We start from the raw sequence: 24,352 nt of genomic DNA, 5'->3' as shown, positions 1-24,352 counted from the left end.
GCCATGCGTATCGCATTCATCGGCCTGGGCAACATGGGCGCGCCCATGGCCCGAAACCTGATCAAGGCCGGGCACCAGCTGAACCTGTTCGACCTGAACAAGACCGTACTGGCCGAGCTCGCCGAACTGGGCGGGCAGGTCAGTGCTTCGCCCAAGGAAGCGGCGGCCAGCAGTGACCTGGTGATCACCATGCTGCCGGCCGCAGCCCATGTGCGCAGCGTCTATCTGAACGAAGACGGTGTACTGGCGGGCGTGCGCCCGGGCACGCCGACCGTGGACTGCAGCACCATCGACCCGCAGACCGCCCGCGAGGTGTCCAAGGCCGCTGCGGCCAAGGGCGTCGATATGGGCGATGCACCGGTTTCCGGCGGCACCGGCGGGGCGGCGGCCGGTACGCTGACCTTCATGGTCGGCGCCAGTGCCGAGCTGTTTGCCACGCTCAAGCCCGTCCTGGAAAAGATGGGCCGCAATATCGTGCACTGTGGCGAGGTCGGTACCGGGCAGATTGCCAAAATCTGCAACAACTTGCTGCTGGGCATCTCGATGATCGGCGTATCCGAAGCCATGGCGCTTGGCAACGCGCTCGGCATCGACACCAAGGTACTGGCCGGCATCATCAACAGCTCCACCGGCCGTTGCTGGAGTTCCGATACCTACAACCCTTGGCCGGGCATCATCGAAACCGCGCCTGCTTCACGTGGCTACACCGGCGGTTTCGGCGCCGAACTGATGCTCAAGGATTTGGGGCTGGCCACCGAGGCTGCGCGCCAGGCGCATCAGCCAGTTATTCTCGGGGCCGTGGCCCAGCAGCTGTATCAGGCGATGAGCCTGCGCGGTGAGGGGGGCAAAGATTTCTCGGCGATCGTCGAGGGGTACCGCAAGAAGGATTGACGAGCGAGGTGGACTTCATCGCGGGCCGGGCGGCCTTCCCTCTGTAACTGCGCACCAGAGGGAAGGGTGTCCGGCCCGCGATGTTTTTTGAGCATTATATAGGCGAGGAGGGTAAGTAATACATGAATATGCCTAATCCAAAAAATGCAATGGTTAATATTAAATTCGCAGCGCCTAAGATGATGAGAAGCTTCTTGATTTTTGTGGGTAGACTATTTATTTCCTTGATGTCAATGAGGTTTTTGCGCACGTAAATTTTTGGGGTGAGCAGGATAAACGAGATATTTGAAAGACGAAGAAATTTCCCCAGAAGTCCGGCATGTAGCCATAATTTTTTTTCGCCGTTTATTACGTTGCAGTTTAATAAAAAGCCTTCAATATAATCAATTTTGCGATGCGCTATGTACAGCGTTATTGAAAAACTCAAGAAGATTAAAGCCGTGACTGTCATGGCGCAAACTAAAAAAGCTAGGTGTATGAATTTCACTTTGTTACAGCCTCATATAGAAGCTCTCCCGCTTTGGCTCCTATTTTGCTTCCCAATTCGCCGCCTGCCATTCCCCCCGCTGTACCGCCGAATATTCCGCAAGCGAGTGCTCCGGTTCCACCTGTTGGTACGCCAAAAACCACGCTGCAAGCTGCACCAAGAATAAGCTTACCAGCGGCGGCCCCAGCAGCCGTACCTCCTAAACCAAAAGTTAAGGAACTGATCTCGACATAATGCGCCTTTTTGCATTCTTCCTCGCGTCCAAGCGTACAGGCTTTATGTATCTCTAGGCCCGTAGCAGCGACGTCTAACGCAATCCCTACATACGTTCCTTTCTTGATCAGGTTAGCAGCCTTCGCTACGCCAGAGACCTTGTTGGCATATCCTGCAATTTCGCCTGTATGTAAATATCTCTTGGTGGATATTCCCAACGTCCTTTTGATCGAGCTTTTGTTCCTTAGACCTGAACCGTAAGCGGCCAGCTTGTTCAACTGCTCATCCAATTTCATGAACAAGGCCGAACGCTTTGCATAGAACTGATCGCGAGCCGCCATGGCCCCTGACCCGAGATGCTGCTGATGCAGCTTCTCAATATCTATCAAGGTGGCCTCGATAGCCTTCAGGTGTTTGCTCCAACCTTCACTGACCGTTCCAGCCCCAATGGACGCATGGGCAATGAGGCTTTTCAGGGCCTCGAAGTTATCCAGGAAAAAGTTATCCACACCCTGACCGTTGCGCATCAGTCCCATGTGCACAACTGCGGCCTGTTTCATCATCCAGGCCTCCTGGCTGGTGCAGGAGGCAGTGGTGGGGTCGCCGATGATGACCAGCTCACCGCTACGGACCACCGTATTTGCAATGTGGGCGTTCAGGGCATCAAACTTTTCCAGCGAATGACCTGTCAATCCGAGATCAGTTTTAAGCCGGTGATAGTTCTGCAATTTCAGGTTGAGAAATGTGCGGGCTTCGGACATGGCAGTGCCCTCACGCGTACTTTTTGTTAGCGATACGGTCCCAGCCTCCAGCGATATTGCCACTGCTGCCGCCATCAAGGCGCCGCTGGAGTGTGTAGGTAGTCTTGATGCGGCCGTAATTGAGCTGCACCACTTCCAGCGGTACGCCCGTGTCAACGCTTTGCGAATACTCGGCGATGATCACTTCTTCGAGAATGATCTCGTAATATTTCAGTTTGTCGCCCCCGGCGCGACAGAGCGCCAGTTTCACTTCCTTGAGGTGTTGCCCGGTACAACTAACCTCCATCAGTTTGCAGCTGGCACTGTCGAGGTATTTCCTGAAGGTGAAGTTGGTCACGGAGGTGCGGCCAGAGGTTGCGCCACCGGCGGAGCTGGCAGTGGCGGATATACTTTGAGTGACCCCGAAGTCGTACCCAAGTACTTCAATCCATTTGTTGTATTTTTCGTCCAGTGCTTCACCTGGAATACCGTCGACATGAATGTATGCGTCGAAAGCCATGCGTCCCTCTCCCTGGAAATTTTAAATGGGTAATGGTTCCCGGCGACTTGGCCGAGAGGAGAAGCCTAGGCTTGCGAGCATGCGAGGGCAATACTTTATGGGGAGCGGGGATGTATTTCGGAAAAGGACTACAGAGATAGGGATAGGACTGATGGTGAATGTAAGAAGATGTAGCTATGGTCAAGAATGTTACAAGATTTTATTTGTTCACTGAATTTTCAGGCAGAATGTTTGGGAATGCCCTGTGGGACGTTTCAAGTTTCCCACAGGGACATTACCGGATTGCAGTTACAGTTCAGGCAAAGACGAAATATTTACGTACAGTCTCAACCACTTCCCACGTGCCTTTCATCCCCGGTTCGATCACGAACACATCACCCGCCTTCAGGTGCTTCGGCTCTTCACCTTCCGGGGTGATGATGCAGTAGCCGTCGAGGAAGTGGCAGAACTCCCACTTCTCGTAATTGACCTCGAACTTGCCAGGTGTGCAGATCCAGGTGCCCATGATCTTGCTGCCGTCGGCCGACAGGTAGGCGTTGAGGTTGACGGTGTGCGGGTCGCCGCCGATGCGCTTCCACTTGGTGGCGTCCACGACCGGCGTCGGGCAGGTCTCGCGCAGGACGGTGATGAAATCGGACATGGCACAACTCCTGGTGACTGGCTGAATGACTCGACACCATAGGGCCATCGGCCGCGCCGCAGTTGCCTGGGCTCGACGTCCAGGTGCCTGACTGCGCTATGGGCGAACGTAGTTTGACTCCACGGCAACCAGGCGGCTGCTAAATCCTGCATGGCAATTGGATTGTGCCTACTTGAGCGCCCGCCCCGTCCGCTGGTCGCCTTGCTTGTGCATAGTGTGTACTGCTCTTTGTTCTGATCCAGTTGAAGCAGCCTAGTAGCTTCAACCGCTCGAACTTAAGTGGTGACGCGCAATGAAATTTCCCATCGTGTTGCATAAGAACGCCGATTCGGATTACGGCGTGACCGTTCCTGATGTCCCCGGTTGCTTTTCCGCGGGGACGAGCGTGTCTCAAGCGTTGGAAAATGTTCAGGAAGCTTTGGCCTTGCATTTTGAGGGCTTGGTCGCTGATAACGAGGCGCTACCGCAGGCGCAAGATGTCGATGTTCACGTGGCCAATCCCGATTACCAAGGCGGAGTTTGGGCCGTAGTGGACTTCGATGTAACTCCGTATCTGGGCAAAGCGGTGCGCTTCAACGCAACGCTGCCGGAAAATCTGCTGCAGCGGATCGATGAGAAAGTGAAGCGCGATCATCGGTACGCATCGCGGTCAGGGTTTCTGGCTTCGGCAGCGTTGCGAGAGTTGGCGATCGCGCACTGAACCAAGGTACTGCCTGAAATGGCAGCTTCATTATTCAAGCCCACCAATACCGCACGAAGTGGAAAAACACCGGCGCCGCAAAACACACCGAATCCATCCGGTCGAGCATGCCGCCGTGGCCTTCGATCATGTGTCCCCAGTCCTTCACACCGCGGTCGCGCTTGATCGCCGACATCACCAGCCCGCCGAAGAAGCCCATGGCATTCACGGTCAGCGCCATCAGTGCTGCCTGCCAGAAGCTGAACGGGGTGATCCAGCACAGCAGGGCGCCGACCAATGTGGCCAGGGCCACACCGCCGACCAGGCCTTCGAGGGTTTTCGAGGGTGACAGGTTGGGCGCCACCTTGCGTTTGCCAAACAGCTTGCCGCACACGTACTGCAGCACATCGCTGATCTGCACCACCAGGATTAGCCAGGCGATCAGCAGCAGGTTGCGGCCCTCGAAGCCTGGGATGTCCAGGGTCAGCAGCGCCGGCACCGCCGACACGCAATACACCGCGATCATCAAGCCCCATTGCACCTTCGATGCGCGTTCGAGAAAGCGCGTGGTATCGCCGCCAAAGCTGGCCAGGATCGGCAACAGCAGGAACAGGTACACCGGGATGAAGATGCTGAACATGCCGTACCAGTCCATGGCGATCAGCAAATACTGCACCGGCAGCGCCACGTAGAAGGCCGCCACCAGTGCCGGGTAGTCGCCGCGCCGGGTCGGGGTGAGCGTCATGAACTCGCGCAGGGCGTAGAACGACACGCCGTAGAACAGCACGATGACGCCGTACTTGCCGAACACGAAGGCGATGCCGATCACCAGCACCATCACCCACCAGGCGTTGATGCGGGCATTGAGGTTATCGATGACCGCGTGCGGCGCCGGGCCGGCGCGCCACTTGAGCAGGCGGCCGATCACGCTGGCGAGCAGCAACAGGGCGCCGATGCCGGCGAACAGCGAAAGGGTGTTGTCGTCCATGTCAGGCTTCCTTAGGGGCCAGGTTCAGCAAGGCCTGGCTGGCCCGCTCGAGAAACGCCTGCTTGCTCTCATCTGCATGCAGGTGGATGGGTTCGCCGAAGCTTAGCGTGCACAGCAACGGCAAGGGCAGGGCGCGGCCCTTGGGCATGACCCGGTTGAGGTTGGCAATCCACACCGGCACCAGTTCGACCCCGGGGTTGGCCGCCGCCAGGTGGTAAAGGCCGCTTCTGAAGGGCATCAGCGGCTCGTCACTGAGGTTGCGCGTGCCTTCGGGGAAGAAGATCAGCGAATCACCCTGGGCCACCGCTTCCAGGATCGGCTGCAGTGGGCTGCCCTGGCCTTCGCTGCGCTGGCGGTCAATCAGCACGCCGTTGAACACCTTGCGGATCAGGAAATCACGAATGCCAGGCTTGGCCCAGTAGTCGGCCCCGGCCACGGGACGCGTGCGTTCACGCAGGGGCGCTGGCAGCGAGGCCCAGAGCAGCACGAAGTCGCCGTGGCTGCTGTGGTTGGCGAAGTACAGCCGTTGCACCGGCAGCGGTGTGCAGCCGAGCCAAAGGGCGCGGGCGCCGGTGATCAGGCGGGCGGCGGAGGTAATGACGAAGGCGGTCAGGGCGGCGAGCATGGCGCGGTGGTTATCCGGTGAAGGGGAGTGTGAGCAGGGTAGTCAAGGTCAGTAACAGTTGCAGGGCCAGGCACACGGCCTGGCGCCGTAACAGGGCCAGCGCGGCCTGGCTGCGGCTGGGCCAGTCGCGGGCGTCGACGGCTTGCGGCTTGAGCCGCAGGTCGAACAGGGCGCGGTCCAGGGCCTGGGTAGCCGCAGGCAGGTCAGTGCTGGCGCTCAGCCTGGCAAACAGCTCTGCATCCAGTGCCACGCGGATCGCCCAGTACTTGTGCAGCAGGCCGAGTACCAGCAAAACAACGCATAGCACGCTGGCCAGCGGCTGCAGCGGCGTACCGAGCAAAGGTGCCAGGCCGTAGGCCAGGGCGAGCAGGGTGATGCCATCCGACAGGCGCTCCAGTTGCGCGCCACGGCCGAGCAGGCTGGCGACCAGGTGCAGGTTCATCCGTGGGCTCCCAGGTGTTGCAGCACCTGGCGATGCGCTGGGTGCAGGACGATACCGGGGCGTGCCTGGCGGATCAGGGCCTCGGCCTGGGCTGCATCGCTGCAGCGGCCGCTGAGCAACAGCCAGGCGGCCACTGCGCTGGCGCTGCGCGAATAACCCAGCGCGCAGCAGACCAGCAGGGGCCCTTGAGTGCGCAGGTGCTCGATGGCGTCGGCGGCTTGTTGCAGCAGATTGGCATCGGCCGCTATTAGATCCAGAGTGGGCAATGATCGGTAGGCTGACTGCGCTGGCCTCATCGCCGGCTTGCCAGCGATAGCGGTGGTACAGGCAATAAAGGGCAGTTCAGCGCAGAGGTCGACGATGGCAGCAAAGGACGTGCCCTCGCCGCGCCCCGGAATGCGCCCGAGGAACACCCCGTCACATACTTCATCTGGCTGTGGGTGCCGCCAGGTCCAGAATCTGGAGTTGATCCAGGCCGCGATCAGGTAAGGCGCCAACAGCCAGCAGGCGGCATTCGAAAGCCGGCCGTCGCTACCTTTCTGAAACCCACCCGCACCGAGCACACCATAGTTAAGCGCGACCATGAACAAAGACACCGCAGGCCATGCCAGCCACAGCCACGCGCCGCCGAGCTTGGCCGCCAACACCGCGCACAAACCTGCCCCCAGCCCATACCAGGCTGCCAGCCGCCAACGCTTGGCAACGCGCGCCAGGCGCGCACCCTGCAAAGGCAGCAGGCCTTCACGCGGCCACAACCAGACACACACAAACCCCGCCAACGCCCCGGCAGGCAAGTCGATGAAATGGTGCTGCCAGGTCGTCAGCACCGAGATACCGATCAACGCCATCCAGCCATGCATCACCCATCGCCAGGGTTGCCGTTGCACATGGCGGGCAAACATCGTCCAGATGATCACCAGCAGCGCGATATGCAGCGACGGCGCCTGGTTGTACGGCTTATCGAAGCCCATCAGTACATCGAACAACCAGCCGAACACGCCATCCAGCCCTGGCCGCTCGAAGGTGAAACGCAGCGGCCAGAGCAGGAAGCAGCTCACGCTGATCAGTTGTGCGCTCAGCAGTGCCAGGGCATGCCGGTCCATTTCCCGACGCGTACGTGGCAACAGGAAGGACAACCCATACAGCAGGTCGATCGACCAGTACGGGATGATCGTCCACGGCCACAGCGGCGTGTGCTGTTCCCAGCCGAAGACCAGGCTGCCGATGTCATCGCGGCCAGCGGTGTAGTTGTTCACCAGGCCGTAGCTGAGAAAGAAGAACGGGCCCAGCATCAATAACCAGAGCACGCCCCGGCGGATCAGGCCCGGCTCACGGGGTGGGTTCATTCTCGCACTCGTTGCGCCAGGCTGACGCTGAAAATGCCCCATTCATCGATGCGCTGGGCCAGCTTGCGAAAGCCCGCCGCCTCGACCAGCTGGTCCATCTCGGCCTGGCTGCGCCGGCGCATCACCCAGGCCTCACCGCCGCGGTGGCTGGTCAGGGCGCGGGCGATCATCTCCAGTTGCGGGTGCCAGGGCTGGCCGGTGTACACCAGGTAACCGCCATCCTCCACGGCCTCGGCCAGGCCCGCCAGCGAGTTGCTGACCAGCGTGTTGCTAGGGAACAGTTCATACAGGCCGGACACCACCGCAAGGGTAGGGCGCGGCTCAAGTGCGGCGAGGCTTTCGCGGTCGAACGCATCGCCTTGGATGAAACGGGCGATTTCAGCCAGGCCCTTTTCGGCGATCAGCGCACTGCCTTGCTGCACGTTCAGCTCGCTGTAGTCGCGCAACAGGATTGAATCGGGCAGTTGCTCCAGTTCCTGCAACGCCTCAAGGATGTAACGGCCATGGCCGGCGGCGATGTCGACGATATGCACCGGACGTTGTTGGTCGCGCAGCCGGGCGATGGCCAGGCGCAGCAGCTCCTCGACGTTCAGCTTGCGCTGGCGAATGCCACGCCAGCCGATGGCGTCGAGGTAGTTCTGGTCAATCATCCGCCCCAGCTTGCCCTTGCCTGTAGGCTGGTTGCGGTAGACGTAGTCCAGGGTGCTGCCGGAGTCGAAACCGGTGTCGAAGCCCAGCTTCACGCCGTCGGCCAGCCCTTTGCCCAGGCGCAGGCCGGCGCGGGTCGCACGCCAGTAGAGGTCGCGTGGCGAGTAGCGCGGCAAGGGCGCAGCCAGGCTCTCGGCCTCGGCGCAGCTGGCGCCGACCTTGTCGGCATCGAGCAGCGAAGGTCGCGGAGCGGGGCTTTCGAAGCAGTGCTCGACAAAGCGTTCGATACGCTTCAAGGCATGCCCGCGCTCACGCTCGCCGAGTGTGTCGTGGAAGAACCCCGGCAAAACGTGCAGCTCCTTGCGCGCGCTGCCAAGGCGCTCGAAAAAACGCTCCTGCGGTTTGCGCTCGACCACCAGGTCAGCGCCGGAAACCAGCATCTGCGTCGGCACCTGGATGGCTTGCGCATCGGCCACCACACGGTCGGCGGCCTCGTACAGGCCAAGCAGCATGGTCACCGAAATCGGCCGGCTGATCAGCGGGTCGGACACGTACGACATGACCCGCTCGGGGTCGTGGGTGAGCAGGCGCGGCTTGACGTAGCTGTTGACGAAGAAATTGCCGCGCACGGCCTTGAGCAGCTTCAGGCCTGGGCGGGCGAAGGGCACGTACAGCTTGACCTTGAACGCGGGCGAGGCGAGCACCAGGCAGCGCACCTTGGGCGCGTAATCATGGGCCCAGGTGGCGATCAGCACCGCGCCGACACTTTGCGCCAGCACCACAAGGTCCTGCTCGGCCAAGCCATGCTGAGCCTGGATATGCTCGATGAAGGTCTGCACATCACGCACGCTGGTAGCGAAGCTTGGGCTATCACCGCGCGCACCTGGCGACTTGCCGTGGCCGCGGGCGTCCCAGGCGAAGAAGTCGTAGCCCGGCATGTCCAGTTCGTCGGCCAGGTGGGCCATGCGCCCGCCATGTTCATGGCCACGGTGGAACATCACCACAGCCCGGCGCGGCTGGTGCTGGGTGCGCGTGGCGGGCCAGTGACGGTAGTGCAGCTCGACACCGTCATGGGTAGAGAAATGCAGTGATTGCGCTTGGCGCATGGCGAAAATCCTTGTCCGGCGGCGATGGGCTCAGCGGGTCTCCAGCAACCCCTGGCGAACCCGGTTGTAGAGGGTATAGAGCGAGAGCGCGAAGATGACCAGCAGCAGGCCATTGATCCAGGGCGCAGTCAGCAGGCCGAAGGCCACGCCCGTGCCGAGTACGCCGAAGGCGAAGGCGCGGTCGCTCTTGCCCATCGGCCCGTCGTAGCGCCGCGAGGCGCCGGCCAGCGGGCCCATCACCCCGGCGTATTCGCTGAAGGTCGCGCTTAGCACCACCAGCACCACCAGGCTGGGCCACACTCCAGCGAGCAGGGCGAATGGCAGGTACAGCGCGGCATCGGCGATCACGTCGCACAGCTCGTTGAGGTAGGCGCCGAGTGTGGATTGCTGGCCGAATTCCCGGGCGAGCATGCCGTCGACGGCGTTCAGTGCCATGCGCAACAGCATCCACACCGGGATGAGGATGAACAGCCAGGTGATGTGGCTGAGCCCGGCCAGCAGCAGGCCCAGCAACAACGAGACCACGGCGGCGCTGACGGTGACCTGGTTGGCGGTGACGCCACGGGCGTGCAGGCGCTCGACCCCGGGGCGCAGCAGGGCCTGGAAGCGGGGTTTGAGCTGGTAGATCGATGGCACGTTGAACTCCCTTTCATGGTGCGGCGACGGGGGATTGTGGGCGTACAGCCCCTGCCACGCAAGGGCAGCGCAATCCCTGTGGGAGCGGTTTTTCCCGCGAAGCATTCAACGCGGTGCCAGGCCAGGGCTTCGCTCTGGTTCGCGATTAAACCCGCTCCTGCACAGGGCCGTGTCAGGCATCGGCTTGCAATCGTTCGACCAACCCTGCGGCGTACCCTGGCAACCCCGCCAAATCCCGCGCGCACAGCAGTAATCGGCGGTTGGCCCAGTCCTCGCGCAACGCCACCCAATGCAGCGGCAACACGCCTTCCCAGCGCTTCACCGCCGCCAGCGGCACCACGCCAACCCCGGCGCCACCCGCGACCATGCGGATCACCCCGTCAAAGCCTTCGGCGCGCACCCTCACGCGCATGCGCCGGCCCTCGCGCAGCGTCTGTTCCTCCAGGTACAGCGCCAGCGCACTGTTCGCTCCGAGCCCGACATGGCCGTGGGCAAGGCTGTCGACAAAGCTGGGCGCGGGCTCCGAGCTGAGCGGATGCCCCAGCGGCGTGATCAGCACCAGCGGGTCGTCGCGAAACGGCAGGGTCTGCAGGTGCGCACTGGGCGCAGCAGTGGAGATGATGCCCAGGTCAGCCATGCCTTGGGTGATCGACTGCACGATCCTCAAACTCGGCAATTCCTGCACGTCGACACTGATGCCAGGGTGGTCGGCCAGATACCCTGCCAGCAGTTCCGGCAGGTATTCGGTGAGCGCCGCCGTGTTGCACAGCAGCCGTACCTGGCCTTGCTGCCCCTGGGCGTACTGGGCCAGGTCGAATTGCAGGCGCTCGACCTGCTGGCCGATCAGCCGGGCATGTTGGAGCAGTGCCTGGCCCGCGGGCGTAGGCTGCACGCCACGGCGGTTGCGTTCCAGCAATGCAGTGCCCAACGACGCTTCCATGGCCCGGATCCGTGCACTGGCCGCCGGCAGTGACAGGTGGCTGCGCTGCGCGCCAGCAGTGATGTTGCCGCACTCCAGGGTGTGCTGGAAAAGCGCGAGGTCTATCAGGTCGAAGTGCATCAGCCTCTGTCCTGGCAAGAGTCAGGCTGAGTATAAGGCAGATTTTCAGCCCGCCCGATGCACGCCATGATGGTGGCCATGGATACCTTTCTCGCGTTCTACCACAACATTGGCCCGGCGCTGACACTCCTGGTGGTGGCCACTTTCGTGCTGGCTGGCACGGTTAAAGGCGTGATCGGCCTTGGCCTGCCGACTATCGCCATGGGCCTGCTGGGCCTGGCTATGCCCCCGGCGCAGGCTGCAGCGTTGCTGATCGTCCCCTCGACGCTCACCAACCTTTGGCAGCTCGCCGCTGGCGGCCATCTGCTGGCGCTGCTGCGGCGGCTTGGGCCGATGCTGGTGGCGATCTTCGTTGGCACCTTGGCCGGCAGTGCCTGGCTGGGCATCGACAGCGGCCCCTGGGCGGTGCACGCGTTGGGCGCGGCGCTGCTGGTGTATGCCGCCTATGGGCTGATCGGGCCTGGCTTGCGGCTGGCGCCGAGCAGGGAAGGGTGGCTGGGGCCGTTGTGTGGGCTGGTGACCGGCATTGTAACCGCCGCCACGGGTGTATTCGTGATGCCGGCCGTGCCTTACTTGCAGAGCCTGGGCCTGAGCCGCGACGAAATGATCCAGGCGCTGGGCCTGTCGTTTACCGTCTCGACCGTGGCGCTGGCCCTCGGCCTGGCCGGGCAGGATGCCCTGGGTGGCCAGGCGCTGGGTGCGTCATTGCTGCTGCTGGCGCCAGCACTGCTGGGCATGCTGGCGGGCCAGTGGTTGCGCCAGCGCATCAGCGCGGCGTTGTTCAAGCGTTGTTTCTTCATTGGCCTGGCCGTGCTGGGCGGCCATCTGCTGATCAACGGCTAGCGGAAGAAGCGCTGAGCATGTCGATGGCCTGGATATCGAAGTCGCGTTCCAGGTAGTCCATGCGTTTTTCGAAAAACTCGACCATGTGCGGCAGGGCCGAGTGCACATCCAGTGCGGCCTTGTCGGCCCACACCTCGAAGAACACGAACAGGCTCGGGTCAGCCTTGTCGCGCAGCATGTGGTATTCGATGCAGCCGGGTTCCTGGCGGCTGGGTTCGACATAGGCACGGAACAGGGTTTCAAAGGCATCGGCCATTTCCGGACGGGTCTTGGCCTTGAGGATGAAGGCGTGTTGCTCGCTCATGGATCGCTACTCGCTGTTGAATGATGAAACGATTCTAAGGCAATAATGGCTTTGGAATTCGTGACTTCAAAGCAATTGTATTTTGACCCACGCCTGCTGTTTCCTGCGCAAGCGAGCCTCTAATCTGCCGGTCATTCCATTTGACTCGACCCATTGAGGCCCAGCATGAAAAAGATTCTTCTGCTCAACGGCGGTAAACAGTTCGCTCACTCCGAAGGCCGCCTCAACCAGACCCTGCACGACGCCGCCCTGGCCCATCTCGACCGCGCAGGCTTCGATGTGCAACAGACCTTCATCGACGGGGGGTACGACGTGCAGGCGGAAGTGGAAAAATTCCTCTGGGCCGATGTGGTGATCTACCAGATGCCGGGTTGGTGGATGGGCGCGCCCTGGACCGTGAAGAAATACATCGACGAGGTCTTCACTGCCGGCCACGGCAGCCTCTACGCCAACGACGGCCGCACCCGCTCGGATGCCTCGCAGAAGTACGGCAGTGGCGGGCTGGTGCAGGGTAAGCAGTACATGCTGTCGCTGACCTGGAATGCCCCGCAGCAGGCCTTCGACGACCCAAGCGATTTCTTCGAAGGCAAAGGCGTGGACGCGGTGTACTTCCCGTTCCACAAAGCCAACCAGTTCCTCGGCATGACCGGCCTGCCGACCTACCTCGCAGTGGACGTGATGAAGCGCCCGGATGTGCCGGCAGCCTTGGCCGCCTATGAAGCGCACCTGGACCAGGTGTTCGGCAAGGCCGAATAACTGGACTTGCCGTCAGCAAGCGGCTATCAATCACCGCGAACAGCAGACACAGGCGCCGCCGTGAAAACCCGATCCGAAGAACTCCAGGTATTCGTCGCCGTGATCGACTGCGGCTCGATCTCTGCCGCCGCCGAGCAGGTGGGCCAGACCCCGTCGGCGGTAAGCCGCACCCTATCGCGCCTGGAGGCCAAGCTTGGCACCACCCTGGTCAACCGCACCACCAGGCGTATGGACCTGACCGAAGAGGGGCGTTTCTTCCTCGAACGCTCGCGCCTGGTGCTGGAGCAGATGGACGACATGGAAGAGCGCCTGTCGATGCACCACCAGAGCGCCGCCGGGCGCCTGCGCATCAATGCCGCCGCGCCGTTCATGCTGCATGCCATCCTGCCGTGGATCGGCGAGTTCCGCCGCCAGTACCCTGGTATCGAGCTGGAACTGAACACCGACGACCTGATCATCGACCTGCTGGAACAAAGCACCGACGTGGCGATCCGCATCGGTGAGCTGGCCGACTCCAGCCTGCATGCCCGCTCGCTGGGTTGCAGCCCGGTGCAGGTACTGGCCAGCCCGGCCTACCTGGCGCAGCACGGCACACCCCAGCACGTCGAAGACCTCAACAACCACTGCCTGCTCGGCTTCAGCCAGCCCGAATCCCTCAACCAGTGGCCGCTGCGCCACGCCCAGGGCGACCGTTGGCCGATTCGCCCGGCGCTGATCGCCTCCAGCGGCGAAACCCTGCGCCAACTGGCCCTGGCCGGGGAGGGCATCGTCAGCCTGTCGCACTTCATGACCCACGAAGACATCCGCGCCGGCCGGCTGCAGGTGCTGTTGCGCGACGCCAACAACGGTTACCGCCAGCCGATCCACGCCGTCTACTACCGCAACACGCAGCTGGCCCTGCGCATCCAGTGCTTCCTCGATTTCATCCAGCAGAAGCTGGCGATGTACGCCTGCTGAGTTGCCTGAACGCGACAAATCCTGCCCAAGGGCGGCGAAACTTCCTGCGCCGGATTGCACAGTCGAGGCGCTTCAGCCTTACTGAGTGATCAACAAAAACAACACCAAGGAAGTGTCATGCGTATCGTCCCGTTCCAGTATCTCGCGCTAGCAGCCGCAATCCTGAGCTGTTCCTCGGCCTATGCGGCAACCCTGGAGGGTGGCGCGGTGGCCGCGCCTGATCAATATGGCGCACAGGTGGCTGCCGACATTCTGAAAAAAGGCGGCAACGCGGTGGATGCCGCCGTGGCCACGGCCTTCACCCTGGCGGTGACCTACCCCGAGGCCGGCAACATCGGTGGCGGTGGTTTCATGACCCTGTTCGTCGACGGCAAACCGTACTTCCTCGACTACCGCGAAGTGGCGCCGAAGGCGGCGACTCGCAACATGTACCTGGATGAAAAGGGTGAGGTCATCGAGAACCTCAGCCTGGTCGGCGTTCGCGCGGCTGGCGTACCCGGCACGGTGATGGGCTTGTGGGAAGCGCACCAGAAATTCGGCAAGCTGCCCTGGAGCGAGCTGCTGACCCCGGCCATCGGCTATGCGAAAAACGGCTTCAAGATTGCCGAAAAACAGTACCAGTACCGCAACGATGCCCAGGGCTTGTTCAAGACCGCGACCAACTTCAACGACTATTTCGGCAACATGAAGGTCGGCGAGCTGTTCAAGCAGCCGGAGATGGCCCAGACCCTCGAGCGCATCGCCGACAAGGGCGTGAGCGAGTTCTACCAGGGCAAGACCGCCGACCTGCTGGTGGCGCAGATGCAGGCTGACAAGGGCCTGATCACCAAGGACGACCTCAAGGACTATAAAGCGCTCTGGCGCGAGCCGATGGCCCTGAGCTGGCGCGGCAATGTGGTGTACACCGCGCCACCACCAAGCTCTGGCGGCGTTGCCCTGGCCCAGTTGCTGGGCATCAAGGAAGACCGCGCGGCAGACTTCAAGGGTGTGGCGCACAACTCGGCGCAGTACATCCACCTGCTGGCCGAGATCGAGAAGCGCGTGTTCGCCGACCGTGCCGACTACCTGGGCGACCCGGCCTTCACCCAGGTGCCAGTCGATCAACTGATCGCCAAGGACTACCTGGCCAAGCGCGCCGCGCAGGTCAACCCGAAGGCCATTTCCGCGACCGACGACGTCAAGCCGGGGCTGGAGCCGCACCAGACCACGCACTTCTCGATCGTCGACAGGCAGGGCAACGCAGTCAGCAACACCTACACCCTCAACCTCGACTACGGCAGCGGCGTGGTGGTCAAGGGCGCAGGCTTCCTGCTTAACGACGAAATGGACGACTTCAGCGCCAAGCCGGGTGCGGCCAACGCCTTTGGCGTAGTCGGCGGTGATGCCAACGCCATTGCACCGGGCAAGCGCATGCTGTCCTCCATGAGCCCGAGCCTGATGACCCGCGAGGGCAAGGTCGAACTGGTAATCGGCACGCCAGGTGGCTCGCGGATCTTCACCTCGATCTTCCAGGTGATGAACAACCTGTACGACTACGGCATGCCGCTGGAGAAGGCGGTGGCGGCGCAGCGTGTGCACCATCAGTTGCTGCCCAAGGACACCCTCTACTTCGACAGCTATGCGCCGCTGACCGGGCCGGTGGCGGATGACCTGAAGAAAATGGGGTATGTGTTGGAGGATCAGGGCTGGGAGATGGGCGATATCCAGGCGATCCGGGTGAACGGGGCGAAGCTTGAGACCGCTTCGGATCCGCGTGGGCGCGGGGTGGGGATGATCGTCAAGTAATTCTGTAAACCCGGTGCTGGCCTCTTCGCGGGGCAAGCCCGCTCCCACAGGTTCACCGCTCACGGAAGGCAGCGGTAATCCTGTGGGAGCGGGCTTGCCCCGCGAAGTCTATCTAAAGGTCACACCCGGAACTGGCTGACCAACATCTGCAAGTGCCCACCCAGGCGCGCCAGCTCGACGCTAGACGCCGCGGTTTCATCACTGGCCGCCGCCGTCTGCTCCGACACATCCCGCACATTCAGAATGCTGCGGCTGATTTCTTCAGCCACCGCGCTCTGCTGCTCGGCCGCCGCAGCAATCTGCTGGTTCATCGACTGGATGCTCGACACCGTGCTGGTGATGTTCTCCAGCGAAACCCCAGCCTTGCGCGCCAGCTCGACACTGCTGTCGGTCAGGGTGCGGCTGCCCTGCATGGCGTTGGCCACCTGCTGGGTGCCATGCTGCAGGCCGGCCACCAGCACTTCGATCTCTTCGGTGGACTTCTGCGTGCGCTGGGCCAGGCCGCGCACTTCGTCGGCGACCACGGCAAAGCCACGGCCAGCCTCGCCGGCACGGGCGGCCTCGATGGCGGCGTTGAGCGCCAGCAGGTTGGTCTGTTCGGCCACCGACTTGATCACATCCATCACGCTGCCAATCTTCTGGCTTTCCTGCTGCAGCAGGGTCATGGCTTCGGTGGAGCGGTGCACTTCTTCGGCCAGGCGTTCGATCTGGCTGATCGCTTCGCCGACCACGCGATCACCCGCACGGGCTTCGTCATCGGCACCGGTGGCGGCGTGCGAAGCCTGCTCGGCATTGCGCGCCACTTCCTGAACGGTCGCGGCCATTTCGTGCATGGCGGTGGCGACCTGGTCGGTCTCGACCTTCTGACTGTTGGCACCGGCGCTGGTCTGCTCGGTGACGGCCGACAGTTCTTCGGCGGCGCTGGCAATCTGCGTGACGCCATCGCGGATACCGCTGATTAGCTCGCGCAGGGTGGTGCCCATGCGCGCGATGCCTTGCTGCAGCACGCCGATTTCGTCGCGGCGGGTGACGCGCATGTCGTGGGTCAGGTCGCCACCGGCGATGCGCTCCACGGCTTGCAGGGTGTCACGCAGAGGGCGGGTGATCTGCCGGGTGATGATCACAGCTGCCAGTACGCCGGCCAGCAGCGCCAGCAAGGTGGCGATGGTCTGCAGGCTGCGGGCCTGGGTGCTTTCGACGTCACGGCGGTCGATCTGGATCTTGTACAACGCATCGCTGCGCTTGACGATGTCGGCGCCTTGCACGGTCATTTCCGCGCGCGAGGTGGTGATTTCGGCGACGGCATCGCGGAATTGGCGCACGGCCTCGCGGTAGGCCTGAACCGACTGCTCGAACTGCTGCACACGTGTGGCTTCGGCTGGCAACTGGCGTTTGAGGTTATCGATTTCCACCAGTGCCGATTCCAGTTGGCGCAGCGCGGCCTGCTCGTTGGCTGCGGTGTTGTCGGCGATGTAGCCGCGCACGTCGATGCGCACTTGCAGCAGTTGCTGGCGCGCCTTGCTGATCAGCTGGTATTGCGCCAGGCGCACGCCGTCTGCCTCGGGGCGTGCCATGACGTCCTGGCTGAGGGTTTCCATGGCCTCATCGGCCTTGGCCGCCGACACATTCATGGCGTCACGGGCAGCCAGCGAGCTCTTGTAGCCGGCGCGCATCTTGTTCAGCGAGACTTTGTACTCGCTGATGGTCTGGCCCAGCTCCTTGAGCAGCTTGACGTTCTCTGGGCTCTTGAACGTGGTGACCAGGTATTCCTGCTGTTTGCTGAACGCGTCCAGCTTGGCCTGGGTATTGGCGGCAGCGGTATCGTCGCCGTTGGCGATCATGTACTGCAGCCGCGCCACGCGCAGGTCGGTCAGGTCTTTGTTGAGCTGGCCGATGTCGCCCATCCAGTTGCTGCGGTCGATCAGGCTGCCCAGGCTGGTCCAGCCAGTCAGGGCCAGCAGGCCGGTAAGGACCAGCACCAGGCCGAAGCCCAGGCCGAGTTTGAGGTTGACGCTGATGTTGGCGAACCAGCTGTTCATGCACGCTCTCCAGAAAAATTTCGCTCACTTGATCATTTTTCGATCGCCAGGCGTTGTTGTTCTGGATGCCCGCTGAATCGTGCAGGAGTTATCGGCAAATGGCGGGGAAGCTGAAACGCTTTTTCAGCTGATTTGTAACGCCCTGAAAACGCTTGTGTTTTCAGGGCGCCTTACGGGTAAAGCTCAAAGGCTGCGCGCACTAAAGGTATCGCAGCTGTTCACTTCACCTTGGGCAAACCCGGCCTTGAACCAGCGCACCCGTTGCGCCGACGTACCATGGGTGAACGAGTCGGGCACCACGCGCCCTTGGCCTTTCTGCTGCAACCGGTCATCACCAATCGCGTTGGCGGCATTCAATGCTTCCTCGACATCCCCAGGTTCCAGCCAGTTCAAGCGTTTTTGCGCCTGATACGCCCATACCCCGGCCAGGCAATCGGCTTGCAGTTCCTGGCGCACCAACAGGCCATTGTCACCTTCCATGCGCTGGCCGTTGCGGCGTGCGGCGTCGATCTTGGCCGACACGCCGAGCAAGGTCTGCACATGGTGGCCGATCTCGTGGGCAATCACGTAGGCCTGGGCGAAATCGCCCGCAGCGGCGAAGCGCGTTTCCATCTCGCGGAAGAACGACATGTCCAGGTACACCCGCTGATCCGCCGGGCAGTAGAACGGGCCCACCGCCGCCGAGGCGAAACCGCAGGCGGAATTCACCTGGCCGCTGAACAGCACCAGCTTGGGGTCTTGGTATTGCTTGCCGGCCTGGGAGAACAGGGCCTTCCAGGTGTCTTCGGTGTCGCCCAGGATCGAGGCGACGAACTGCGCCTGCTCGTCGTTGGCCGCTGGCGCCTTGTTGCCCGCGCCGCTGGGCGCCTGCTGTTGCTGCTCCAACTGCCCAGTGAGCTGGCCGAGGATCTGCAGCGGGTCCTGGCCCGTCAGCCAGCCGATGCCGACGATCAGCAGGATCGCACCGAGGCCCAGCCCCTTGCCGCCACCAAAGCGCATGCCGCCGCCGCCACCTTCGCCCCGGGCATCGACCACGTTGTCGCTGCGCCGGCCTTTTCGCCATTCCATCAGATGCACTCCCGAGCTTGAAACATGAAGTCAAAGATTAGTTCACACCCGCCAAAGGGACTAATGCATAACCATTTGGTTAAGTAACGGACCGCTGAATTCAATTTTCATCCCTGCCGACTTATCTGAAACTGCAAGTCCGCCTGCCTAGCCCAGGCGTTCAGATAATTCCAAGAGAGGAAAACGGCATGCCCGCCCAGGACAACAGCCGCTTCGTGATCCGTGATCGCAACTGGCACCCCAAGGCCCTGACGCCCGACTACAAGACGTCCATTGCCCGCTCGCCGCGCCAGGCACTGGTCAGCATTCCGCAGTCGATCAGCGAAACCACCGGCCCGGACTTCACCCACCTGGGCTTCGGCGCCCACGACCATGACCTGCTGCTGAACTTCAACAACGGTGGTTTGCCGATCGGTGAACGCATCATCGTTGCCGGCCGCGTCGTCGACCAGTATGGCAAGCCGGTGGCCAACACCCTGGTGGAAATCTGGCAGGCCAACGCCGGCGGCCGCTACCGCCACAAGAACGACCGCTACCTGGCGCCGCTGGACCCGAACTTCGGTGGTGTCGGCCGCTGCCTGACCGACCGCGACGGCTACTACAGCTTCCGCACCATCAAGCCGGGCCCGTACCCATGGCGCAACGGCCCCAACGACTGGCGCCCAGCGCACATCCACGTGGCGGTCAGCGGCCCGTCGATCGCCACCAAGCTGATCACCCAGCTGTACTTCGAAGGCGACCCGCTGATCCCGATGTGCCCGATCGTCAAGTCGATCGCCAACCCAGAAGCGGTGCAGCAGTTGATCGCCAAACTCGACATGAGCAACGGCAACCCGATGGACTGCCTGGCGTACCGCTTTGACATCGTGCTGCGCGGCCAGCGCAAGACCCACTTCGAAAACTGCTGAGGACCCCGCCATGCCAATCGAACTGCTGCCGGAAACCCCTTCGCAGACCGCCGGCCCCTACGTGCACATCGGCCTTGCCCTGGAAGCGGCTGGTAACCCGACCCGCGACCAGGAAATCTGGAACTGCCTGGCCAAGCCCGAGGCACCGGGTGAACATATTCTGCTGATCGGCCAGGTGTATGACGGCAACGGCCACCTGGTGCGCGATTCGTTCCTGGAACTGTGGCAGGCCGATGCCGCCGGCCAGTACCAGGATGATTACAACCTGGAAAACGCCTTCAACAGCTTCGGCCGCACCGCCACCACCTTCGACGCTGGCGAGTGGACCGTGCAGACGGTCAAGCCGGGTGTGGTGAAGAATGCCGCCGGCGTGCCGATGGCGCCGCACATCAACATCAGCCTGTTCGCCCGTGGCATCAACATCCACCTGCACACACGCCTGTATTTCGACGACGAGGCCGAAGCCAACGCCAAGTGCCCCGTGCTCAACCTGATCGAGCAGCCGCAGCGCCGCGAGACCTTGGTTGCCAAGCGTTGCGAAGTGGATGGAAAGACCGCGTATCGTTTCGATATCCGTATCCAAGGGGAAGGGGAGACGGTGTTCTTCGACTTCTGACAGGCAACGCGGGGCTGCCAAAGCAGCCCCAAGCTTTCAGCCTTTCACAGGCTTGAGGTCGAACGCGCCCTCCTGGTACTGGAACAGCAGGCAATCGCCAACTGCCGTGCAGCCACTTTCATGCACCTGATCGGCCGGCAGTTTGTAATACGACCCAGCCGTATACTCGGTGCGCTTGCCATCGATTACCGCATAGAAGGTTCCACCCAGGACGACCGTCGGCAGCGTCTGGGTGTTCTGGTGCAGGCCATTGTCGGTGCCTTTTCTGAATTTCACATAGGCCGAGTACGGCCCCTTGCCGAAGATATCGCCTTCGACATTGGCGTAGCTGACGGCGCCGTTGGTATTGGGCACGTCCTGCCACTTCAAGGCCGCGTTGTCGGTGACGGAAACGGTCGTTTGCCCCGCGTTGACGCCGACGGCCAACGTGCTGAGTGTCAAGGCCGCGATAATTGCCTGTAGTGCTTTCATGATGGAACTCCTTCGTTGAATGACGACCAACAAAGGCTAACTAATCGAGCTGTGCACAAATACAGGCCAATTTAGTCATAACCTGTGCATATAAGGCACAAATCAGTATTCCCATCTCGCTTGTGAATAGTACGCCTGCACGTAATCCAGCAATGCCCGCACCTTGGGCGCCAGGTAGCGGCTCTGTGGATAAACCGCGTAAAGGCTGCGCGCTGGCTGCTTCCAATCTTCCAGCACCGGCACCAGCCGCCCGTCCAGCAGGGCGTCGTGCACGATGAACCGGTCGAAGCTGGCGATGCCCAGGGCGCCGATGGCGGCGGCGCGCAGGGCCATCGGCGAGTTGGCACTCAGGCGCCGGGGCATGAGGATGTCGCGCTGTGTGCCACTGGCGCTGGCCAGCTGCAGGCGCTGTGGGTGCAGTAGCTGGCTGTAGCCGAGCAGGGCGTGGCTGGCGAGTTCATCGAGCGTAGCCGGTGTGCCGTGGCGTTCGAGATAACCCGGGGCGGCGACCAGGATCACTTCGCTGCTCGCCAGCCGGCGTGCCACCAGGCTGGAGTCGGGCAGATGGTCGGTGACCCGCAGGCACACGTCGATTTCCTCTTCCAGAAGGTCGACGAAGCGATCGCTGCAATGCAGTTCGATCTGCAGCAGGGGATGGCACTCGACGAAATCCGGCAGCCAGCGCCCCAGTTCCAGTTCACCAAACGCTGTGGCCACGCCCAGGCGCAAGGTACCGGTGGGTTGCTGCTGGTGTTCGGACAATTCCAGGGTCATTGCTTGCATCTGTTCGAGAATCTGCACGCAATGGCGATAGAACAGTGCTCCGGCTTCGGTGAGGTGCAGCCGGCGTGTGGTGCGGGTAAGCAATTGCGTGCCGAGGTGGCGTTCGAGCTGCTTTACCTGGCGTGACAGGACGGTATGCGAGACGCCCGCCTGGCTGGCGGCGGCACTGAAACTGCCGAGGTCGACGACCCGGCGGAAGGACTGCATGGCGCTGAACTGGTCCATCGGCACAACTCTCCTGGCAGCGTGCGCTGGGGCCAGCGAGGCCCCAACGCAGCGCGGATCAGCGCCGAACCAGCAGCACCCCGCTTTCCATATGATGGGTATACGGGAACTGGTCAAACAGCGCACAGCGTTCGATACGGTGGGTATCTTGCAGCTGGGCGATGTTCTGCGCCAGCGTCTCGGGGTTGCACGAGATGTACAGGATCCGCTCGAAACGCCGGGTCAGCTCGCAGGTGTCCGGGTCCATGCCGGCACGCGGCGGGTCGACGAACACGGTGCCGAATTCGTAGCTTTTCAGGTCGATGCCTTCCAGCCGCCGGAACGGCCGCACGTCATTTAGCGCCTGGGTCAGCTCTTCCGCCGACAGGCGTACCAGCCGCACGTTATCCACAGCGTTTTCGTCGAGGTTGCTCAGCGCGGCGTTGACCGAGGTCTTGCTGATCTCGGTGGCCAGCACCTGGCGCACGCGGGTGGCCAGCGGCAGGGTGAAGTTGCCGTTGCCGCAGTACAGCTCCAGCAGGTCGTCATCGCGCTCGCCAATGGCGTCGAACGCCCAGCTCAGCATCTTCTGGTTCACCGCGCCGTTGGGCTGAGTGAACGCGCCTTCCGGCTGGCGATAGCTGAACACGCGGCCGGCCACGTCGAGTTTCTCCACGGCATAGTCGCGGCCGATGACCAGGCGTTTTCCCTTCGAGCGGCCGATCAGGCTCACCCCCAGTTGCTCGGCCAACTGCCGTGCCGCCACTTCCCAGGCGTCGTCCAGCGGGCGGTGATAGCACATCGTGACCATCGCATCGCCGGCCAGGGTGGTGAGGAACTCCACCTGGAACAGGCGATTGCTCAGTTCCTCGCTGGCCTGCCAGGCGGCCTTGAGGCGTGGCATCAGGGCGTTGATGCGCTCGCTGGCGATGGGGAAATCGTCGATCAGGATGGCGTTGTGCTTATCGCCGGGGGCGAACATCGCATAGTGGCGCTGGCCGTCCTGGCGCCACAGGCGGAACTCGGCGCGCAGCCGGTAATGCTCGCGCGGCGAGTCGAACACCGCCGGCTCCGGCGCCCCAAAGGGGGCCAGCAGCTCGCGCAGGCGCGCGACCTTGCCCTGCAGTTGCGCATCGTAGGCGCTAGGGTCGAATGCAGCACTCATGCGTTGAACCAGCCCAGCTTGATGACGAACAGGATGGAAAGGATCACCAGTGCCGGGTTCAGGTCGCGATGGCGGCCCGAAATCAGCTTGACGGCGGTCCAGGAGATGAAACCGAAGGCGATGCCGTTGGCGATCGAGTAGGTCAACGGCATGGCCAGGGCGGTCACCACCACTGGCGCGGCCTCGGTGACGTCGTCCCAGTTTATTTCTGCCAGGCCCGAAGCCATCAGCACGGCGACGAACAGCAGCGCCGGGGCGGTGGCGAAGGCCGGTACGCTACCGGCCAGCGGGGCGAAGAACAGTGCCAGCAGGAACAATACGGCCACCACGATGGCGGTGAGGCCGGTGCGGCCACCGGCGCTCACGCCTGCCGCCGACTCGATGTAGCTGGTGGTGGTCGAGGTGCCCAGCAGGGAACCGGCCATGGCCGCGGTGCTGTCGGCGATCAGGGCGCGGCCCATCTTCGGCATGTGGCCGTCCTTGCCCATCAGGCCGGCGCGCTTGGCCACGGCGATCAGGGTGCCGGAGTTGTCGAACAGGTCGACGAAGAGGAACGCGAAGATCACGCTGATCAGGCCCACATCAAGGGCACCGGCGATGTCCAGTTGCAAGAAGGTCGGTGCCAGCGAAGGAGGCATCGACACGATGCCGCCGAACGGCGTGACGCCCATCGCGATAGACGCGACGGTGACGGCCAGGATGCCGATCAGCACTGCACCGCGCACTTTCAGCGATTCAAGGCCGACGATCAGGAAGAAGCCCAGCGTGGCGAGGATCACCGAGGGCTGCTTGAGGTCGCCCATACCCACCAGGGTGGCCGGGTTATCGACGACGATGCCCGCGTTATGCAGGGCGATCAGCGCCAGGAACAGACCGATACCGGCGGCGATGGCCGAGCGCAGCGGCAGCGGGATGCTGTTCACGATCCATTCGCGGATGCGGAAAATCGACAGCAGGAAGAACATCACCGCCGACAGGAACACCGCCCCCAGCGCCACTTGCCAGGTGTGGCCCATGTGCAGGACCACGGTGTAGGTGAAGAACGCGTTCAGGCCCATGCCCGGCGCCAGGGCGATCGGGTAGTTGGCGATCAGGCCCATGGTGGTCGAGCCGATGGCTGCAGCCAGGCAGGTGGCGACGAAGATCGCGCCCTTGTCCATGCCGGTCTCGCCGAGGATGCTCGGGTTGACGAACAGGATGTAGGCCATGGCCAGGAAGGTAGTCACGCCCGCGAGAATCTCGGTGCGCACGTTGGTGTTGTGTGCTCTTAGTTGAAACAGCCTTTCCAGCATGCCCGCTCCCCAAGGCGCCCCCGGCGCCGTGATTGTATCGACCCCATCAGCAAAGCACAGACCGTACCGGGTGCCGTGGTTTTGTGTGGGGAGGAAAAAAGCCGCGCATCATACCAGCATGGGTGGCGGGGGCCTATGGC

25 protein-coding genes are annotated in these 24,352 nt (G+C 62.5%); 8 read left to right on the top strand and 17 right to left on the bottom strand.

Annotated elements, in window-relative coordinates:
• The first annotated feature begins 3 nt into the window (after window positions 1–3).
• Window positions 4–891 carry a 3-hydroxyisobutyrate dehydrogenase gene (mmsB, locus tag ACIPIJ_RS22460; RefSeq protein ID WP_401080628.1) on the top strand — a complete coding sequence of 296 codons (888 nt, stop codon included), beginning with the start codon at window positions 4–6 and terminating at the stop codon, window positions 889–891.
• 483 nt (window positions 892–1,374) lie between these two features.
• Here mmsB and ACIPIJ_RS22455 read toward each other — a convergent pair whose 3' ends face one another.
• The 3 genes from ACIPIJ_RS22455 to ACIPIJ_RS22445 all read right to left on the bottom strand — a co-directional run bounded on the left by ACIPIJ_RS22455 (window position 1,375) and on the right by ACIPIJ_RS22445 (window position 3,491).
• Window positions 1,375–2,352 (bottom strand): hypothetical protein, encoded by a 978-nt coding sequence (locus ACIPIJ_RS22455; protein ID WP_401080626.1) that lies wholly within the window; start codon window positions 2,350–2,352, stop codon window positions 1,375–1,377.
• 10 nt (window positions 2,353–2,362) lie between these two features.
• The gene (locus tag ACIPIJ_RS22450) at window positions 2,363–2,851 is read right to left on the bottom strand and encodes an Hcp family type VI secretion system effector (RefSeq protein ID WP_401080624.1); all 489 of its coding nucleotides are present in this window, start codon (window positions 2,849–2,851) and stop codon (window positions 2,363–2,365) included.
• A 295-nt stretch (window positions 2,852–3,146) separates the two neighbouring features.
• Complete coding sequence (locus tag ACIPIJ_RS22445) at window positions 3,147–3,491, bottom strand: cupin domain-containing protein (RefSeq protein WP_003258412.1); 345 nt, start codon at window positions 3,489–3,491, stop codon at window positions 3,147–3,149.
• A gap of 292 nt (window positions 3,492–3,783) precedes the next feature.
• On the opposite strand from ACIPIJ_RS22445, the gene ACIPIJ_RS22440 reads away from it, so the two are divergent.
• Window positions 3,784–4,191 carry a type II toxin-antitoxin system HicB family antitoxin gene (locus ACIPIJ_RS22440; RefSeq protein ID WP_401080623.1) on the top strand — a complete coding sequence of 136 codons (408 nt, stop codon included), beginning with the start codon at window positions 3,784–3,786 and terminating at the stop codon, window positions 4,189–4,191.
• A gap of 34 nt (window positions 4,192–4,225) precedes the next feature.
• Here ACIPIJ_RS22440 and ACIPIJ_RS22435 read toward each other — a convergent pair whose 3' ends face one another.
• The 7 genes from ACIPIJ_RS22435 to ACIPIJ_RS22405 form a co-directional block, all read right to left on the bottom strand.
• Window positions 4,226–5,158: a phosphatidate cytidylyltransferase gene (locus tag ACIPIJ_RS22435; protein ID WP_401080621.1), complete on the bottom strand. Its 933-nt coding sequence runs from the start codon at window positions 5,156–5,158 to the stop codon at window positions 4,226–4,228.
• A gap of 1 nt (window position 5,159) precedes the next feature.
• Window positions 5,160–5,783, bottom strand: a complete 624-nt coding sequence (locus ACIPIJ_RS22430; protein ID WP_401080619.1) for a lysophospholipid acyltransferase family protein — start codon at window positions 5,781–5,783, stop codon at window positions 5,160–5,162.
• A gap of 10 nt (window positions 5,784–5,793) precedes the next feature.
• Window positions 5,794–6,225, bottom strand: a complete 432-nt coding sequence (locus ACIPIJ_RS22425) for a hypothetical protein (RefSeq protein WP_401080617.1) — start codon at window positions 6,223–6,225, stop codon at window positions 5,794–5,796.
• Window positions 6,222–7,571: a phosphatase PAP2/dual specificity phosphatase family protein gene (locus tag ACIPIJ_RS22420; RefSeq protein ID WP_401080615.1), complete on the bottom strand. Its 1,350-nt coding sequence runs from the start codon at window positions 7,569–7,571 to the stop codon at window positions 6,222–6,224. The genes ACIPIJ_RS22425 and ACIPIJ_RS22420 overlap by 4 nt, the downstream gene beginning before the upstream one ends.
• Window positions 7,568–9,325, bottom strand: coding sequence for a bifunctional alpha/beta hydrolase/class I SAM-dependent methyltransferase (locus ACIPIJ_RS22415; RefSeq protein ID WP_401080613.1), 1,758 nt, complete (start codon window positions 9,323–9,325; stop codon window positions 7,568–7,570). The genes ACIPIJ_RS22420 and ACIPIJ_RS22415 overlap by 4 nt, the downstream gene beginning before the upstream one ends.
• A gap of 30 nt (window positions 9,326–9,355) precedes the next feature.
• The gene (locus ACIPIJ_RS22410; RefSeq protein ID WP_401080611.1) at window positions 9,356–9,961 is read right to left on the bottom strand and encodes a CDP-alcohol phosphatidyltransferase family protein; all 606 of its coding nucleotides are present in this window, start codon (window positions 9,959–9,961) and stop codon (window positions 9,356–9,358) included.
• 172 nt (window positions 9,962–10,133) lie between these two features.
• On the bottom strand, window positions 10,134–11,021 hold the full coding sequence (locus ACIPIJ_RS22405) for a LysR family transcriptional regulator (RefSeq protein ID WP_401080609.1): 888 nt from the start codon (window positions 11,019–11,021) through the stop codon (window positions 10,134–10,136).
• Window positions 11,022–11,099: 78 nt separating this feature from the next.
• On the opposite strand from ACIPIJ_RS22405, the gene ACIPIJ_RS22400 reads away from it, so the two are divergent.
• Window positions 11,100–11,864 (top strand): sulfite exporter TauE/SafE family protein, encoded by a 765-nt coding sequence (locus ACIPIJ_RS22400; protein WP_401080607.1) that lies wholly within the window; start codon window positions 11,100–11,102, stop codon window positions 11,862–11,864.
• On the opposite strand, the gene ACIPIJ_RS22395 is transcribed toward ACIPIJ_RS22400, so the two are convergent.
• The gene (locus ACIPIJ_RS22395) at window positions 11,854–12,168 is read right to left on the bottom strand and encodes a putative quinol monooxygenase (protein WP_401080605.1); all 315 of its coding nucleotides are present in this window, start codon (window positions 12,166–12,168) and stop codon (window positions 11,854–11,856) included. The genes ACIPIJ_RS22400 and ACIPIJ_RS22395 overlap by 11 nt on opposite strands.
• 165 nt (window positions 12,169–12,333) lie before the next feature.
• On the opposite strand from ACIPIJ_RS22395, the gene ACIPIJ_RS22390 reads away from it, so the two are divergent.
• The 3 genes from ACIPIJ_RS22390 (at window position 12,334) to ggt (ending at window position 15,666) form a co-directional block, all read left to right on the top strand.
• Entirely contained in the window at window positions 12,334–12,924 is a 591-nt protein-coding gene (locus ACIPIJ_RS22390; protein WP_401080603.1) for an NAD(P)H-dependent oxidoreductase, read from the top strand.
• Window positions 12,925–12,984: 60 nt separating this feature from the next.
• Window positions 12,985–13,881: a LysR family transcriptional regulator gene (locus ACIPIJ_RS22385; protein ID WP_401080601.1), complete on the top strand. Its 897-nt coding sequence runs from the start codon at window positions 12,985–12,987 to the stop codon at window positions 13,879–13,881.
• 117 nt (window positions 13,882–13,998) lie between these two features.
• Complete coding sequence (gene ggt / locus ACIPIJ_RS22380) at window positions 13,999–15,666, top strand: gamma-glutamyltransferase (protein WP_401080599.1); 1,668 nt, start codon at window positions 13,999–14,001, stop codon at window positions 15,664–15,666.
• A 119-nt stretch (window positions 15,667–15,785) separates the two neighbouring features.
• Here the strand turns inward: ggt and ACIPIJ_RS22375 are convergent, their stop codons facing one another.
• Window positions 15,786–17,570 (bottom strand): methyl-accepting chemotaxis protein, encoded by a 1,785-nt coding sequence (locus tag ACIPIJ_RS22375; RefSeq protein ID WP_401080694.1) that lies wholly within the window; start codon window positions 17,568–17,570, stop codon window positions 15,786–15,788.
• A gap of 318 nt (window positions 17,571–17,888) precedes the next feature.
• Window positions 17,889–18,773, bottom strand: coding sequence for a neutral zinc metallopeptidase (locus ACIPIJ_RS22370; RefSeq protein WP_401080597.1), 885 nt, complete (start codon window positions 18,771–18,773; stop codon window positions 17,889–17,891).
• A 188-nt stretch (window positions 18,774–18,961) separates the two neighbouring features.
• Here ACIPIJ_RS22370 and pcaH point away from each other — a divergent pair, with 188 nt between their 5' ends.
• Window positions 18,962–19,681: a protocatechuate 3,4-dioxygenase subunit beta gene (gene pcaH, locus ACIPIJ_RS22365; protein ID WP_401080595.1), complete on the top strand. Its 720-nt coding sequence runs from the start codon at window positions 18,962–18,964 to the stop codon at window positions 19,679–19,681.
• A gap of 10 nt (window positions 19,682–19,691) precedes the next feature.
• Entirely contained in the window at window positions 19,692–20,297 is a 606-nt protein-coding gene (gene pcaG, locus ACIPIJ_RS22360; protein WP_401080593.1) for a protocatechuate 3,4-dioxygenase subunit alpha, read from the top strand.
• A 36-nt stretch (window positions 20,298–20,333) separates the two neighbouring features.
• Here the strand turns inward: pcaG and ACIPIJ_RS22355 are convergent, their stop codons facing one another.
• From ACIPIJ_RS22355 to ACIPIJ_RS22340, 4 genes are all read right to left on the bottom strand, one after another.
• Window positions 20,334–20,768: a cupin domain-containing protein gene (locus tag ACIPIJ_RS22355; protein WP_401080591.1), complete on the bottom strand. Its 435-nt coding sequence runs from the start codon at window positions 20,766–20,768 to the stop codon at window positions 20,334–20,336.
• Window positions 20,769–20,870: 102 nt separating this feature from the next.
• Complete coding sequence (locus ACIPIJ_RS22350; protein WP_401080589.1) at window positions 20,871–21,776, bottom strand: LysR family transcriptional regulator; 906 nt, start codon at window positions 21,774–21,776, stop codon at window positions 20,871–20,873.
• Window positions 21,777–21,834: 58 nt separating this feature from the next.
• Window positions 21,835–22,920: a tRNA (uridine(54)-C5)-methyltransferase TrmA gene (trmA, locus tag ACIPIJ_RS22345; protein ID WP_401080587.1), complete on the bottom strand. Its 1,086-nt coding sequence runs from the start codon at window positions 22,918–22,920 to the stop codon at window positions 21,835–21,837.
• Window positions 22,917–24,212 (bottom strand): NCS2 family permease, encoded by a 1,296-nt coding sequence (locus ACIPIJ_RS22340; RefSeq protein WP_401080585.1) that lies wholly within the window; start codon window positions 24,210–24,212, stop codon window positions 22,917–22,919. The genes trmA and ACIPIJ_RS22340 overlap by 4 nt, the downstream gene beginning before the upstream one ends.
• Window positions 24,213–24,352: the final 140 nt, after the last annotated feature.

The organism is Pseudomonas sp. NPDC087185 (assembly GCF_044744955.1).
Lineage (GTDB): Bacteria > Pseudomonadota > Gammaproteobacteria > Pseudomonadales > Pseudomonadaceae > Aquipseudomonas.
Note: the sequence above shows the minus strand (reverse complement) of the source record. Positions and strands in the feature narration are given on the sequence as shown.

Excerpts from the sequence above, each read along its gene's own strand:
- mmsB (WP_401080628.1), top strand. The coding sequence starts at position 4 with ATGCGTATCGCATTCATCGGCCTGGGCAACATGGGCGCGCCCATGGCC.
- ACIPIJ_RS22455 (WP_401080626.1), bottom strand. The coding sequence starts at position 2,352 with ATGTCCGAAGCCCGCACATTTCTCAACCTGAAATTGCAGAACTATCAC.
- ACIPIJ_RS22450 (WP_401080624.1), bottom strand. The coding sequence starts at position 2,851 with ATGGCTTTCGACGCATACATTCATGTCGACGGTATTCCAGGTGAAGCA.
- ACIPIJ_RS22445 (WP_003258412.1), bottom strand. The coding sequence starts at position 3,491 with ATGTCCGATTTCATCACCGTCCTGCGCGAGACCTGCCCGACGCCGGTC.
- ACIPIJ_RS22440 (WP_401080623.1), top strand. The coding sequence starts at position 3,784 with ATGAAATTTCCCATCGTGTTGCATAAGAACGCCGATTCGGATTACGGC.
- ACIPIJ_RS22435 (WP_401080621.1), bottom strand. The coding sequence starts at position 5,158 with ATGGACGACAACACCCTTTCGCTGTTCGCCGGCATCGGCGCCCTGTTG.
- ACIPIJ_RS22430 (WP_401080619.1), bottom strand. The coding sequence starts at position 5,783 with ATGCTCGCCGCCCTGACCGCCTTCGTCATTACCTCCGCCGCCCGCCTG.
- ACIPIJ_RS22425 (WP_401080617.1), bottom strand. The coding sequence starts at position 6,225 with ATGAACCTGCACCTGGTCGCCAGCCTGCTCGGCCGTGGCGCGCAACTG.
- ACIPIJ_RS22420 (WP_401080615.1), bottom strand. The coding sequence starts at position 7,571 with ATGAACCCACCCCGTGAGCCGGGCCTGATCCGCCGGGGCGTGCTCTGG.
- ACIPIJ_RS22415 (WP_401080613.1), bottom strand. The coding sequence starts at position 9,325 with ATGCGCCAAGCGCAATCACTGCATTTCTCTACCCATGACGGTGTCGAG.
- ACIPIJ_RS22405 (WP_401080609.1), bottom strand. The coding sequence starts at position 11,021 with ATGCACTTCGACCTGATAGACCTCGCGCTTTTCCAGCACACCCTGGAG.
- ACIPIJ_RS22400 (WP_401080607.1), top strand. The coding sequence starts at position 11,100 with ATGGATACCTTTCTCGCGTTCTACCACAACATTGGCCCGGCGCTGACA.
- ACIPIJ_RS22395 (WP_401080605.1), bottom strand. The coding sequence starts at position 12,168 with ATGAGCGAGCAACACGCCTTCATCCTCAAGGCCAAGACCCGTCCGGAA.
- ACIPIJ_RS22390 (WP_401080603.1), top strand. The coding sequence starts at position 12,334 with ATGAAAAAGATTCTTCTGCTCAACGGCGGTAAACAGTTCGCTCACTCC.
- ggt (WP_401080599.1), top strand. The coding sequence starts at position 13,999 with ATGCGTATCGTCCCGTTCCAGTATCTCGCGCTAGCAGCCGCAATCCTG.
- ACIPIJ_RS22375 (WP_401080694.1), bottom strand. The coding sequence starts at position 17,570 with ATGGGCGACATCGGCCAGCTCAACAAAGACCTGACCGACCTGCGCGTG.
- ACIPIJ_RS22370 (WP_401080597.1), bottom strand. The coding sequence starts at position 18,773 with ATGGAATGGCGAAAAGGCCGGCGCAGCGACAACGTGGTCGATGCCCGG.
- pcaH (WP_401080595.1), top strand. The coding sequence starts at position 18,962 with ATGCCCGCCCAGGACAACAGCCGCTTCGTGATCCGTGATCGCAACTGG.
- pcaG (WP_401080593.1), top strand. The coding sequence starts at position 19,692 with ATGCCAATCGAACTGCTGCCGGAAACCCCTTCGCAGACCGCCGGCCCC.
- ACIPIJ_RS22355 (WP_401080591.1), bottom strand. The coding sequence starts at position 20,768 with ATGAAAGCACTACAGGCAATTATCGCGGCCTTGACACTCAGCACGTTG.
- ACIPIJ_RS22350 (WP_401080589.1), bottom strand. The coding sequence starts at position 21,776 with ATGGACCAGTTCAGCGCCATGCAGTCCTTCCGCCGGGTCGTCGACCTC.
- trmA (WP_401080587.1), bottom strand. The coding sequence starts at position 22,920 with ATGAGTGCTGCATTCGACCCTAGCGCCTACGATGCGCAACTGCAGGGC.
- ACIPIJ_RS22340 (WP_401080585.1), bottom strand. The coding sequence starts at position 24,212 with ATGCTGGAAAGGCTGTTTCAACTAAGAGCACACAACACCAACGTGCGC.